The sequence below is a fragment of the Nocardia sp. KT25-26 genome, from assembly GCF_056627695.1.
This window is the reverse complement of sequence record NZ_CM152813.1, coordinates 5,370,776-5,383,419: the sequence shown is the minus strand read 5'-3', so window position 1 is coordinate 5,383,419 and position 12,644 is coordinate 5,370,776. Positions and strand designations below refer to the sequence as shown.

The window sequence follows — 12,644 nt, the reverse complement described above, 5'->3', positions numbered from 1 at the left end:
CGGTCCAGCGTAGCGGGCCGGGCCGGGGTTCGGCGTGGTCACCTGGGCTGTACGCGGCCCGCATCGATCACTCCGGGCGCGCGTCATGCCACAATGACGGTGTGGTGAACAAATCGAAGAAACCGTATGTCGACAACGGCTGGCCCGAGGTTGCCGACGGCGATCATGCCGTCAGCGAATTCACGTCGGCTCGCGCTGGTAACCTCTCGCCTTTCGGCGAGGACACCGAGTTCCCGGTCGCGGCGGACACGCTGCCCTACGTCCATCCGCATACGGTCGTGAACCGGGTGTGAACCCGGCGCTGTCCGACGCAGCGCGAACAGGCCCGTCTCCTCCGTGGAGACGGGCCTGTTCTGCTGTTCGGGGATCTTCGGGCGATCAGGAGGGCAGCAGGCCCTGGTTCGCCTCGAAGAAGTCGACCACGTTGGGGTCGAGCTGGACATCGCCGGACTTGGCGGCCTCGACGAAGTCCAGTGCCTGCTGCGGCACGGCGACGCCCTGGGACTGCACGAGTTCGAGGGCGCGGTCGACGGCCTGGAACAGTTCCTGGTTCTCGGCCGGTTGCGCGGGTGCCTGCTCCGACTGCTGCGGGGCGGCGGGCGCCGGGTTCCAGCTCGGGGTCTCGGCGGGGGCGGTGCGCGGGGTGGGCGCGCTGCTCAGACCCAGCTGGGCCGAGCAGGAGGGCCAGGCACCCCAGCCCTGGGAGGCGAGGACTCGCTCGGCCACCACGATCTGCTGTTCGCGGGTGGCCTGGTAGGCGGTCGGGGCGAATTCGCCGCCGCCGTGGCCGCTCCAGGTGGAGGGCGAGAACTGCAGGCCGCCGTGGAAACCGTTGCCGGTGTTGATGCCCCAGTTGCCGCCGGCTTCACACTGTGCGAGGCGATCCCAGTCGGAGTCGGGTGCCGCGCTGGCGTTTCCGGCGAGGGCGGCACCAGCGGTACCGAAGATCGCGCCGGTGACAGCGACCTTGGCCACGGTGCGGCCGGTGGAGGTCGGCTTGCGATGGCGTCCACTCATATCGGGTGTCTTCCTCTCGTACGCACCTGCGAGGCTCGCTCGGGTTCGGACTGAGAGGTCGTCCGTCCCGCCCTCGCCCCTGAGCCAGTCGGGGTCCGGTACCCGCGGGGCGAGGTTCGGTGCGGCGGGCCGGTGGTGCCGGGGTGTGTCCCGGCTGTGATAGACGGTACGACGGCTGCCGCGAAAAATCACCATTTGATAACCGGCGTGTGGATGCGGTCTCGGGGTGGTCTCAGGGGCTACCCGGAGTTGTCACCCCAGGTAGTGGCCGCGGTCGGTGGGCAAGAACAGGTGTACGCACACTTCGTGACCCGGTCGTTATGTGATGAGGATCACATCCATGGTTCGGGGGTGGTTACCCCGGGTAATCATTTGCCGCGGTCATCGGGACCGCCGCCCGGACCACAGCGCGAACACGATGCCGAGCAGGAAACCCAGTGGGGTGAGCATCGCGATCAGATACAGCCACAGCCCCGCCGTCCCGTCGGTGAGGATCGGAGTCAGGAAGATGGCCACGATCGCCAGCAGCCCGACTCCGAACAGGGCCATGGCGACATGCAGCAATCGATCGCTCGACGACCGGCGCGGTTGCCCCGGCGGAGTCGGCTGAACGGAGTTGGTCACCGCAGCACCGTAAAACTGGTGTGCTCGAAGTGTTCACCCCGGGGTAGACTTGTCGTCGATCGCGTCCTGCCTTGCTGTGGGGCGCTTTATTTACGTACGGGCGAGAAACGGGTGAGCACAGTGCCGACCGGCAGGGTGAAGTGGTACGACGTCGACAAGGGCTTCGGCTTCCTTTCCCAGGACGAGGGGGAGGACGTCTACGTCCGCTCGTCCGCGCTGCCTGCCGGCGTCGAAGGACTCAAGCCGGGGCAGCGCGTCGAGTTCGGCATGGCCGCCGGCCGCCGCGGCCCGCAGGCGTTGAGCCTCAAGCTGCTGGAGGCGCCGCCCAGCGTCCGGAACAACCAGCAGTCCGGCCGCAAGGACCGCAAGGACGCCGGACCGCGGAAGAGTCCGGACGAGCTGCACGGCCTGGTCGAGGACATGATCACGCTGCTCGAGACCAAGGTGCAGCCGGATCTGCGGCGCGGCAGGTACCCGGACCGCAAGCTGGCCCAGCGCATCTCCGAGGTGGTGCGCGCCGTCGCCCGGGAGCTCGATCGCTGACCGGGGTGACACACCCCGGCAACTGCGGTTCCGCCGTCGGCTGCACGGGCCGGCGGGTCGTGCGCCAGAATTGAGGGTGTGAATACCCCCCGCGACCCCGCCGGCCCCGACCGTGGTCGCTGGGACGCCCCGGCGGGCCGTCCGGGGCCGCGGCATCCGGGCAGTGATCGGTACCCGCCCGGGCACGGCGCGGTACCGCCCGGCCGTGCCCCGCGCAAGGCGTTCCCGCGTGTGGACCCCCGAGACACCCCGCGACGGCCGCCCGGCTCGGTGCCGCACGAACCGTCGCGCCCGCCCCGGACCCGGCCACTGCCCCGGGACCTCGGCGAACCTGATTTCGAGGAACGCGGCCCCGTCGCGCCCGTCGATCCGGAACTGACCTCGGACCGGGCCCGGATGCCGCGCAAACTGACGGTCACCCGGGTCGCGGCGATGCGCAGCCGGGAGCTCACCGAACGCGGGATCGCCACCTTCCAGCGCGCGGCCAAAGCCGACGGTGCGGACAAGTCCGGGCTCACCTCCCTCACCTACGCGACCATGGCGAACTTCGCCCTGGACGCGGCGATTGCCGTCGCACTGGCCAATACGCTGTTCTTCGCCAGCGCCACCGCCGAATCCAAGACCAAAGTCGCGCTGTACCTGCTGATCACCATCGCGCCGTTCGCGGTGATCGCACCGCTGATCGGGCCGCTGCTGGATCGGCTGCAACGCGGGCGCCGGCTGGCACTGGCCACCACCTTCGGGGCCCGGGCGGTGCTCGGGGTGCTGCTGATCCTGCAATTCGACAGCTGGGCGTTGTATCCGCTGGCACTGTGCATGATGATCGGCTCGAAATCGTTCTCGGTGCTCAAGAGCGCGGTGACGCCCCGCGTGCTGCCACCGGGAATCGACCTGGTCCGCACCAACTCCCGCCTGACCGTCTTCGGTCTGGTGGGCGGCACGATCGGGGCCGGTGCCCTGGCGGCGCTCGCCGCGCTGATCGCCGACTCCACCGGAGCACTGGTGCTGGCCGTCGGTTTCGCCTGCCTGGGCGCCTATCTGAGCCTGCGCATCCCGTCCTGGGTGGAGGTCACCGAGGGGGAGGTCCCGGCGACGCTGACCTACCACGGCGACGACGCGCACACCGAAGTACTGCACCGTGGTGAACCGTCCGCCGTGCCCGCCGGAACTCGCCGCCAGCCGTTGGGTCGGGCGGTGGTCACCGGACTGTGGGGGAACGGCACGATACGGATGCTCACCGGTTTCCTGACCTTCTACCTGGCGTTCGTCGCGAAGGCGACCGGCGGTAGTCCGGCGCAACAGGCCGCGATGCTCGGGGTGGCCGGTGCCGCGGCGGCGCTGGGCAACTTCGGCGGCAATGCCACCGGCGCCCGGCTGAAGCTCGGCCGGCCGTCGCTGATCGTGCTGGGATGCGTCGGCAGCTGTGCGGTGGTGACGGTGTTCGCCGCCCTCGCCGGCAACCTGTTCGGGGCCGCGATCGCCACCGCCGTCGCAGCGGCCGCGAGCGCACTGGCCAAGGTGTCGCTGGATGCGTCCATCCAGGACGATCTGCCACCAGAATCCATCGCCTCCGGTTTCGGGCGGTCCGAGACCGTACTGCAGCTGAGCTGGGTAGTCGGCGGCGCGGCCGGGGTGCTGCTGCCCACCGACTTCTGGAAGGGCTTCACCGTCGCCGCTGTGGTGCTGGCGCTCGGTCTTGTCCAGACCTTCGTCAGCTACCGCGGCCATTCGCTACTGCCCGGGCTCGGCGGCAACCGTCCCCAGCACGCCGACCAGGAAGTGCCCGGCGGCGCCGACAGCGGGGCGCCGACGCAACGCTATGCCGCCGGGCCGTACGGTTCGGACCCGACGATGCCGGTGTACCGGCCCCGGGAGCCGCGGACCCGGCCCCGGCGGCGCCGGTCCGATACCGGAGAATCGTTCGGGTGAACATGCCTCAGAAGCGAACGATCGCTGCGGTACTGGCCGTAGTGCTGGTGCCGGTCCTGGTGATCGCCGTTGTCGTGGCCGTGGCGGTATCGCGCGCGGAGGAACGGGACCCGGAGATCACCGCGTACGCGAGTGGCACCGCCGTCACCGTGCCGCCCTACACCTACTGCCCGTTGCTGGTCGAGAACGGCACCCCCACCGTGGGCGAATGCCGCACCGGCAGCACCGCCCAGCTGCCGGTCCGCCCCGGCGACCGGGTACAGCTCTCACTGCCCGACCAGATCGCCGAATCACCCTGGCGGGCCGCCCTGATCTACGAATACCCGGACGGCACCGGTGAGAAGTTCCAGCTCGGCTACCGCGATTTCGCCGAAGGCACCCGCGCCGTGACCATCGACACCCTGCTCCCCGCCGACCTGCTGCTGGTAGGCATCGAAATCGCCCTCCCGGTCACCGGCGTCGACCGCGACACCGGCGAGCAGATCGTCGGCACCCATGCCCTGTGGTCGATCAATACGCCGCCGAAGGATGTTCCGGGCGCGGCACACTGACCGCAGGTGATCGGTCGGTATCTCGGTGTGGTGCTCGGTCCCGTGCCGGACGTGGCGCCCTGACCGGAATCGGCGGTTCAGGGGCTGGTGTTGGCCGCAACCGAGCGAACCGACGGGCGGCACCACGCCGGGTGATGGCTGGATCTGTACTGACCTCAGACGCGATCAGATGGCTTCTATCTCTTGGAGTAGACCCCAGGAGAATCTCAGGAACTTTTTCCTGCCCTCTTCGGCGTCGTAGGCGGTGTAGCTGTTGTACGTCCCCCACGAGTCGACTGCGGTTATCTCGACGAATCGACTACCTATTTCCTCCTCCAGGAAGTGCCAGGGCATCGCGGTGGTCGTCGTGCGGTGGACGGAGTCCCTGGTGAACTCGGCCCTCCTCATGAAGGGTGAATCGTTGAAAACCTCCAGTTCGAAAACGAACTCGTTCCAGAGGGGGAGTCGGCAGGAGAAACCCTCGCAGGCCGTGGTCACGGTGCTCTGCACTAGGAGGTCGCCCAGGATGGTTCGAAGGGTCTGTGCCGACCCGCCCTTGCCTGGCATTATCGATTTGGACACAGACTCGGCGGCGGAGCGCATCTCGGCTTCGGTGCACCCCAGGTCGTGCAGGGCCGTTGCTCGGATGGGGCCGAGCGGATTCATCGTCGCTAGTAGGTAGAGCTGAAATTCCGTAACGGTCAATCGTTCCGGGCCCATGCTGCCCCCAGGTCGATCGGGCTGCCTACTCCGACCCGGCGACGATGCGGTTGAGGATGGCGACGGCATCGTGCAGGGTTTGCAGATCGGTTTCGTCCAGGTCGGACAGCTGTTCGGTCATCCAGGCTTCGCGGGCGTCGGCTTCGTCGGCTAGTAGAGCGCGGCCGGAGTCGGAGAGCGAGACGATGATCTGGCGGCCGTCGGTCGGGTGGGGTTCGCGGCGGACCAGATCCAGGTCGCCGAGGGAGGCGATGACCCTGGTCATCGAGGGGGGCTGGACCCGCTCCTTGGCCGCCAGCGCGCCCGGCGTCATCGCACCTTCCCGGCCGAGCGTGGCCAGGGCCGATAGCTGGGTCAGCGAGACCGGGGAATCGACTCGGCGGCCGCGCAGGTGCCGGGTCAGCCGGACCACGGCCAGCGAGAGCTCACCGGCCAGCGAACGGACCTCAGAAGGAGTTGCCACGGGCGCAACTTTACGGTAAGCGCGGCGGTTCGCCGCATAAATCCGCGCCGGTCGGCACCGGTCACACCGCGGCTACGAACAACTACGATTCCTGTTGTGCCGGATACGAACATTCCCCAGATCCCCGAGCGGTTCACCGATCCGCGGCCGGTGCTGGCCATCGGCACCGCGCTGTGGCTGGCCGCCACCGTGGTGGTGTGGCTCAGCGGCGACCGTTGGGAATCGCTGCGCCCGGTATGCCTGATGGGCCTCGCAGTAGGTGGTCTGGGCCTGGTGATCTTCCTGGTGCAGCGTCGTGGTGCCCGCCGGGGTGACAAGGGCGCCCAGGTCGGGCTGTAGCCGGGGTCGGTTCAGTCGGGCCGGGATTGTGCAACAGGCACAGCCACATGCAGTTCGGTTCCGGTGCGCCACCACGGAACCCGGTAGGTGCCGGTTACTGCTCCGGTGAGACGAATGTGCAACGTCTCGTGGAGAACCGGGGTGGTGCCCGGTTCGGCCGGCCACGCAGCCTGCAGGACCACGCCCAGTGGATCGCCGGTCCAGCTGATCGGGCGGCCGGTGCCGAGGACCTCGACCTGGACTTCTTCGGTCGCGAGGGGCAGGTCGAGCAGGGCCGCCAGGGCTGTGGCCCGGTCGGCTGCCACGGCGACCAACCGGTCCGCGGGTAGCACCAGGCCGAGACATGGATCGTCCAGTACCAGTGCGGCACCGGGGTCGGCCACCGCACCGGACAGCGCTCGCACACCGTGCGGCGGTTCCAGATCCCGCACTTCGAGGTGACCTGCGTCCACTGCGGCCGCGAGCCGGGAATGGGTATCGGCCACGGTCTGTGGATCCGGATTTTTCGCCGGATCGGCGAGCGCGTCGAGTAGCTCCTCGGCCAGGCCGGCATCGATCGTGTCCGGCTGCACCAGTACCGATCGCAGTAGCTGCCGGTCGGCCGGGTCCAGGTCATCCAGGTCCGGGGCCGGCAGTAGCCCGGCGAACTCGGGAGCGTCGGGGTGGCGGTGCCGGCCGAGTGGGATGCCGTCGATCTCGGCGTGCCGGCGCAGCCACCAGGCGGTGTAACCGTCGGGGTCGGCCAGCAGCGGACGGGTTCGGGTCCCGGCCAGGAGCAACCGCAGTGCGGCCGGCCAGGCCGATTCGTCCACCAGGTCGAGGTCCCGGACCGCGGCGAGTTCGGCGGGGTCGTCGGTGAGCTGATCCCACCAGGCCGGTTCGTCGTCCAGGTCGTGATCCGGGCCCACTGGGTCCGGGTCGGTCAGCACGCCGAACTCCCAGCCGACGCCCACGGCGCGTAGCGCCTCGGCGCCGTGGGTGCGCACCTGGTCGGCGGCGAGATCACCGAAGGGGGAGTCCGGGGCCAGCACCTGCCGCAGCGGCGCGTCCGGCAGCAGCAGTTCATCGGCCGGGCGCAATTCGCTTGCGGTATCGGGGAGTTCGAGCAGCCCGAGCCAGGAGGGCAGTAGCTCGGCGGGTGCCCGGGGCGCGAGCGCCAGTACGGCCGCCCGGGTTTCCGGGTCACCCGGGTTGTCCGTGAGGTCGGCCTCCAGGCTCGGGTCGCTCAGAAGGTCTTCCGGGGTGGCGGTGCGCGCACCCAGCCGCGCCAGCAGCGGATGAGCGGCCGCGGGGTGCACCAGCCTGGCCCAATGCACCGGCACCGCCTCGGTCAGCTGGTCACCGAGCACCGTGGTGCGCGGTCCGGTCACCAGCCGGCCGTCGGCCAGCGGTACCGCCAGCGCACCCAGCTCCTCGGCCACCAGGTTGTCCACCACGTACGGCGCCAACGCGGCATACAGCCGGTGCCACCACTGCGGCGGGCGCGGCAGAGCGGCGGACAGCTCGGCCAGGCGAGCTGCCCCGAGCTGGTGGACATCGAGCACGGCCAGTGCGGCCAGCCGGTCACGACCGGAGAGCTCCGGGATCACCAGCGGGCCGACGAAATCGCCGAGCAGCTCGGCCAGCTCTGCGTTCAGCTCGGGAAAAACGCCGGCCCGGATCGGAACAGCGACCGCATCCGCCGGGGAATCAGCTCCGTGTGCCACCGCTCTCGGTTCCGCCGACTCGGTCACCCCGCCGATCCGGGTATCCGGCTCCGCCTCGGTGCCCGTCGGATGCAACGGCTCCCTGGCGTCCGGCCACGGTACGTCGGATTCGGGGCCTTGGGCCGCAGCAGGATCCGCTGCCGCGGGACCGCCACCGTTCCCGATCACAGCGAACCCCGGGTGGTCCGAGTGCCGGTGACTTCCGGCATCGGGCCCGGCGGGGTCGTTCCGTGGCGGGACGACCGGTAGCCAGGAACGGTTGCGCAGTTCCTCGATCAGCGCCTCGCGCAGCACACCGTCGGCCTCGCTGCGGGCGAAGCCGGGTGCCGGGACCAGCACCAAGCGATCCGCCGGTGGCAGGGCACGCGCGAAATCGGCATACCCGGCCGCCAGCTCCGTGAGCCGGGCGCCGGGGAGCAGGCGGCGGCGATCGGGTTGCATCGGGATGTCCGCGATCAGCAGCGCCGGTAGCGAGAGTTCCTCGTCGGAGCGGGTCGGTGCCCGCAGCACGTCGGGTGCGGCCGGGTGCGGGCGCTGACCGGTCACCGGAAGCAGCCATCGAACCCGCTCGGTGCGGTACTCCCAATGGATGCGTTCGGTACCCGACGGCAGCTGCACCCGGAGTTCCGCCAGTCCGGGCGGTGCGGTGCTCGGTTCGCCGGGATCGCGCCGGGTGCCGGTGAATTCGTCGTCGCCGATGCGGATGCGGTGCAGTGCCGGAAGTTCCAGCAGCAGATCGGCTGCCTCGGCGCGAAGGCCGGCCAGCAGTGCCGCGGCATCGATATCGTCGCGCAAGGTCAGCACGATCTCGGTATCGGCGTCCGCCACCGGCGTGGTGGGGACCGGCCAGACCAGGCGCAGCACCGGCGGGGCGACCGCGGCAAGATCGTCCGGGACGGTGACTCCCGCGTCGTGCAGCGCGCTGCGGGTCGCGGCGCGGGAGAACCGGACCGATCCGCTGGTGGAGCGCACCTCGATCTCGTCGCTGACCGTGCGCACCGCGGTGAACCCCACCCCGTATCGGCCCACGGCCCGCCGGTCGCCGACCGGGGCCGGCCGATCTTCGCCGAGTTTGGCGGACGAGCGCAGCGCCGTCAGTGCCTGCACACCGGTCACTGTCAGCGGGGCACCGGTGTTGGCGATGTGCAGCCGCCGCCCGTCGAGCCGGACCCGCAGCTCGCCCGGCACGCCGGCGGTCGCGGCGGCATCGGCCGCGTTCTGGGCGAGCTCGGTGAACAGCCGATCCCGATACCCGGCGGCGACGAGATCGGCCTCGGTGCGGGTGTCCTCGCGTAACCGAGTCGGCGAGTCACGCCAGGCCGCGAGCACTCCCGCGCGTAGCGCGCCGGTCCCGAACGGATCAGTCACCGTGCTCAGCGCGGCACCTGGGACCGGGGCCCCGCATCGGCATCCTCGCCCGGCGATCCGGCTGCACCGCCGCCGGCCTCGATGTTCTCGTCCTCGGCCGAGCTGCCGCCGGGCCCGGACGCCTCGCCCGCGTCGGATTGCGCACCGGCATCCTCGCCACCGCTGGTCTCGTGGTCTTCGGCGGTGTCCTGCTCCGGCGTGTCGGCCGCAGTCTCCGCCTCGGCGAGCGCCGTGCGTTGCGCATCGGCCGCTGCCACGGCTTCGGCCTCGGCGGACTCCTGCCGGTCACCGGCCTCGGCGACATCCGGTGCGGGTTCGGCCCGGACCAGGTCGGCGGCGGGGACGAGTTCGACGGCGGCATCGTCGTAGGGCTCGTAGCGGGGGGAACCACCGCCCGTCGGCAGGGTGGTGTCGGAGTGCGCACCGCAACCGTAGGAGACATGCACCACGCGACCGTCGGCGCCCATCGCGTTACCGCAGACGCCGAAGGCGGCCCGCAGCGACCCGGCCAGCGGCAGGTAGAAACCGCAGGTGCCGCAGTGTCCGGGTGCGGCCTTCGCCATATCGGTATCCGGCCCGTGTTCGGTGAACCAGCGGTCGGCGGCTTCCTCGCGGCCGACCAGGCTCAGCACCTGTTTGCGGCCCAGGCCGATCTCGGTGGCGACCTCGTCGACCTCGGGATCTCCGGTGGCGATATAGCCGGGCACCAGCCGCGGATCATCGGCGGGCGGTGCCAGCAGGTCGCCCGGGGTGAGGTCGCCGGGGCGGATCCGGTCGGCCCACGGGACGAAATCGGGGGCGATCAACGCCTCCGGGCCGGGCAGCAGGGCGGACTCGCTCACGGTCGCGACGTCGGCGCCGGGCGGCGCGGCCACCACGACGGCCCACTGCCAGCCCCGGTAACCGGGCAGCGTGGCCTCGAAGCGGTGCGTGGCGGCAACCTCACCCTCGGCGGCGACGCCGAGGTGGGCCCCGACCGCGCCGGGCTCCAGGTCGACGAGCGCACGTCGCGCGAGGTCGGCCGCATCGGCCAGAACGGGACGCACGCCGGACTCCGAAACAGAAACTGCGCTCACGGCCTACATTTTGCCGTATGGAACACAATCGGCGTGCGCTGGCCGTCGCGGCACTTGCCACAACCGTCCTGACGGTCGGTTGCGAGCCGGATCCGGGCCGCGATCTGCCCCGGCTGGAGGTCGCCGTGCAGGCGACATATCCGCACGATGCGGCCGCATTCACCCAGGGGCTGGAGATCCGCGACGACGTGCTCTACGAGAGCACCGGAATGTGGGGCGTGTCGTCGGTCCGAGCCCAGGCGTGGGGGGACGGGACCGAGCTGTCGCGGGTGCCGCTCCCCGAGCCGATGTTCGGTGAGGGATTGACGCTGGCGGGCGATACCCTCTGGCAGCTCACCTGGCAGGCCGGGGTGGCTTTCGACCGGGACCCGGTCACGCTGGCCGAGCGCCGCCGGGTCGAATACGAGGGCGAAGGCTGGGGGCTGTGCGCCCAGCCCGACCGCCTGGTGATGAGCGACGGCAGCAGCACGCTCACGTTCCGGGACCGGATCACGTTCGCCGTGATCGGCTCCGTCGACCTGCAGGGCTACGACGGTGCGGCGCCCAACGAACTGGAATGTGCCGAGGACGGCACCGTCTACGCCAACAACTATCCGACCGACCGCATCCTGCACATCGATCCGGACTCCGGCCGGGTACTGGCCGTCATCGAGGCGGACGGCCTGCTTCCGCCCGAAGCCGCCGCCCGCGCCGATGTCCTCAACGGCATCGCCCGGATCCCCGGCACCGACCGGTTCCTGCTCACCGGCAAGTACTGGCCGTTCATGTACGAGGTGACCTTCGAATGAGGAATCAACCCGCCTGGCTGCTCGGCACCACTTCCTGACCCAGCGGGAACAGCGAGAGCGGGATCAATTTCAGATTCGCCCAGGCGAACGGCAGGCCGACGATGGTGACCGCCAGCGCGATACTGGTGGCGATATGCCCGAGGGCCAGCCACCAGCCCGCGAAGACGAACCACAGCACATTGCCGATCAGCGACGGCGCCCCCGCGCCCTCCTTGGCCACCGTGGTCCGGCCGAACGGCCACAGCACATACCCGGCCAGCCGCAGCGACGCGATCCCGAACGGAATGGTGATGATCAGAATGAAGCAGATCAGCGCCGCGAACAGGTAGCCCAGCGCCATCCAGAATCCGCAGAGCACCACCCACAGCACATTCAGGATCAGCTGGATGATTTTCATGCCTTCCAGGATGCCAGTGCACGGCCGATCCCACCGGACGGCAGGATGAGTCGGTGGCCGAAGTGATCGAGATCGATGATCCCGCCGACCCCCGGGTCGACGATTTCCGGGACCTGTCCGCCGCCGATCGCCGCCCGGACCTGCCCGGCGGTAAGGGACTGGTGATCGCGGAGGGTGTCGTGGTGGTGCAGCGGATGCTGCAGTCCCGGTTCACCCCGACCGCGCTGTTCGGCGTGGCCAAGCGGTATCAGCAACTCGCCGACGACCTGGCCGGCAGCGACGTGCCCTACTTCCGGGCCGACCCGCAGGTGATGGCCGAGGTGGTCGGTTTCCACCTCAATCGCGGGGTGCTGGCGGTGGCCCGACGGCCGCCCGAACTCACCCCGGCCGAGGTCCTGGACGGGGCGCATACGGTGGCGGTGCTGGAGGGCGTGAACGACCACGAGAACCTCGGATCGATGTTCCGCAATGCCGCCGGGCTGGGCGTGGACGGGGTGCTCTTCGGGCCGCGCTGCTCGGACCCGCTGTACCGCCGCTCGGTTCGCGTTTCGATGGGACATGTGCTGCGGGTGCCGTTCGCAACGCTGCCGGACTGGCCGGGCGATCTGGCGAAGCTGCGCGCCGCGGGGTTCCAGACGGTGGCCCTGACTCCGGACCCCGCCGCCGCCACCCTCGCCACCGCGATGACCGGGGACAAGGTGGCCCTGTTGCTGGGTGCGGAAGGGCCGGGCCTCACCCCGGAGGCCATGCAGGCCAGCGATGTCCGGGCCCGGATCCCGATGTCGCGCGGTACCGATTCGCTCAATGTCGCCACCGCCGCTGCGATGGCCTTCTACGAGCGGATCCGGGCGTCGTGAACGGGCCGGGCTGCCACCGGGATCGCTACCCGGAGGACACGCCGTGGGCGGCCGGTATCACCGTGGTGGTGTTGCTGGCGGTACTCGTCGCCGCCGCCGTCTACGCATTCGGCGCGATCCTCGCCGACGTGCACCCGATCCTCGCGCTGGTGATCAACGTGGTGGCGGTGGGTGGGATCGCCCCCACCGCCTGGCGCTGGCGCAATGCCCCGGTGGTGCGCTGGCCGCTGGCCGGCGCCGCGCTCGGGATACTGATCGGCTGGATCGGCCTGCTCGCCACGGCCTGA

General features: G+C 70.3%; 15 protein-coding genes. 8 read left to right on the top strand and 7 right to left on the bottom strand.

Annotation, left to right across the window (positions count from 1 at the left end; genetic code table 11):
• Positions 1-101 precede the first annotated feature (101 nt).
• The gene (locus tag AC1HFH_RS24320; protein WP_480245104.1) at positions 102-293 is read left to right on the top strand and encodes a hypothetical protein; all 192 of its coding nucleotides are present in this window, start codon (positions 102-104) and stop codon (positions 291-293) included.
• Between the two features lie 85 nt (positions 294-378).
• Here the strand turns inward: AC1HFH_RS24320 and AC1HFH_RS24315 are convergent, their stop codons facing one another.
• Positions 379-1,017 carry a resuscitation-promoting factor Rpf1 domain-containing protein gene (locus tag AC1HFH_RS24315; RefSeq protein WP_480245103.1) on the bottom strand — a complete coding sequence of 213 codons (639 nt, stop codon included), beginning with the start codon at positions 1,015-1,017 and terminating at the stop codon, positions 379-381.
• Positions 1,018-1,398: 381 nt separating this feature from the next.
• Complete coding sequence (locus tag AC1HFH_RS24310; RefSeq protein ID WP_480248025.1) at positions 1,399-1,641, bottom strand: hypothetical protein; 243 nt, start codon at positions 1,639-1,641, stop codon at positions 1,399-1,401.
• A gap of 120 nt (positions 1,642-1,761) precedes the next feature.
• Between AC1HFH_RS24310 and AC1HFH_RS24305 the strand changes: the two genes are divergently transcribed.
• From AC1HFH_RS24305 to AC1HFH_RS24295, 3 genes are all read left to right on the top strand, one after another.
• Entirely contained in the window at positions 1,762-2,184 is a 423-nt protein-coding gene (locus tag AC1HFH_RS24305) for a cold-shock protein (protein ID WP_480247963.1), read from the top strand.
• A gap of 78 nt (positions 2,185-2,262) precedes the next feature.
• The gene (locus AC1HFH_RS24300; protein WP_480245102.1) at positions 2,263-4,113 is read left to right on the top strand and encodes an MFS transporter; all 1,851 of its coding nucleotides are present in this window, start codon (positions 2,263-2,265) and stop codon (positions 4,111-4,113) included.
• 2 nt (positions 4,114-4,115) lie between these two features.
• Positions 4,116-4,664: a DUF2771 domain-containing protein gene (locus AC1HFH_RS24295; protein ID WP_480247962.1), complete on the top strand. Its 549-nt coding sequence runs from the start codon at positions 4,116-4,118 to the stop codon at positions 4,662-4,664.
• Positions 4,665-4,829: 165 nt separating this feature from the next.
• On the opposite strand, the gene AC1HFH_RS24290 is transcribed toward AC1HFH_RS24295, so the two are convergent.
• Positions 4,830-5,363, bottom strand: a complete 534-nt coding sequence (locus AC1HFH_RS24290; RefSeq protein WP_480245101.1) for a hypothetical protein — start codon at positions 5,361-5,363, stop codon at positions 4,830-4,832.
• A 25-nt stretch (positions 5,364-5,388) separates the two neighbouring features.
• On the bottom strand, positions 5,389-5,826 hold the full coding sequence (locus tag AC1HFH_RS24285; protein ID WP_480245100.1) for a MarR family winged helix-turn-helix transcriptional regulator: 438 nt from the start codon (positions 5,824-5,826) through the stop codon (positions 5,389-5,391).
• Between the two features lie 96 nt (positions 5,827-5,922).
• On the opposite strand from AC1HFH_RS24285, the gene AC1HFH_RS24280 reads away from it, so the two are divergent.
• Entirely contained in the window at positions 5,923-6,165 is a 243-nt protein-coding gene (locus tag AC1HFH_RS24280) for a DUF2530 domain-containing protein (protein WP_480245099.1), read from the top strand.
• Positions 6,166-6,176: 11 nt separating this feature from the next.
• Here AC1HFH_RS24280 and AC1HFH_RS24275 read toward each other — a convergent pair whose 3' ends face one another.
• Both AC1HFH_RS24275 and AC1HFH_RS24270 read right to left on the bottom strand, forming a co-directional pair.
• A complete protein-coding gene (locus AC1HFH_RS24275) occupies positions 6,177-9,239 on the bottom strand; it encodes a sacsin N-terminal ATP-binding-like domain-containing protein (RefSeq protein WP_480245098.1) in 3,063 nt (1,020 codons plus the stop codon).
• Positions 9,240-9,244: 5 nt separating this feature from the next.
• Positions 9,245-10,315: a DUF3027 domain-containing protein gene (locus AC1HFH_RS24270; RefSeq protein ID WP_480245097.1), complete on the bottom strand. Its 1,071-nt coding sequence runs from the start codon at positions 10,313-10,315 to the stop codon at positions 9,245-9,247.
• 17 nt (positions 10,316-10,332) lie between these two features.
• Between AC1HFH_RS24270 and AC1HFH_RS24265 the strand changes: the two genes are divergently transcribed.
• Complete coding sequence (locus AC1HFH_RS24265; protein ID WP_480245096.1) at positions 10,333-11,103, top strand: glutaminyl-peptide cyclotransferase; 771 nt, start codon at positions 10,333-10,335, stop codon at positions 11,101-11,103.
• 4 nt (positions 11,104-11,107) lie between these two features.
• On the opposite strand, the gene AC1HFH_RS24260 is transcribed toward AC1HFH_RS24265, so the two are convergent.
• On the bottom strand, positions 11,108-11,500 hold the full coding sequence (locus AC1HFH_RS24260) for a YccF domain-containing protein (protein WP_480245095.1): 393 nt from the start codon (positions 11,498-11,500) through the stop codon (positions 11,108-11,110).
• Positions 11,501-11,553: 53 nt separating this feature from the next.
• On the opposite strand from AC1HFH_RS24260, the gene AC1HFH_RS24255 reads away from it, so the two are divergent.
• Positions 11,554-12,357 (top strand): TrmH family RNA methyltransferase, encoded by an 804-nt coding sequence (locus tag AC1HFH_RS24255; RefSeq protein ID WP_480245094.1) that lies wholly within the window; start codon positions 11,554-11,556, stop codon positions 12,355-12,357.
• Positions 12,354-12,644: a DUF2537 domain-containing protein gene (locus AC1HFH_RS24250; protein WP_480245093.1), complete on the top strand. Its 291-nt coding sequence runs from the start codon at positions 12,354-12,356 to the stop codon at positions 12,642-12,644. The genes AC1HFH_RS24255 and AC1HFH_RS24250 overlap by 4 nt, the downstream gene beginning before the upstream one ends.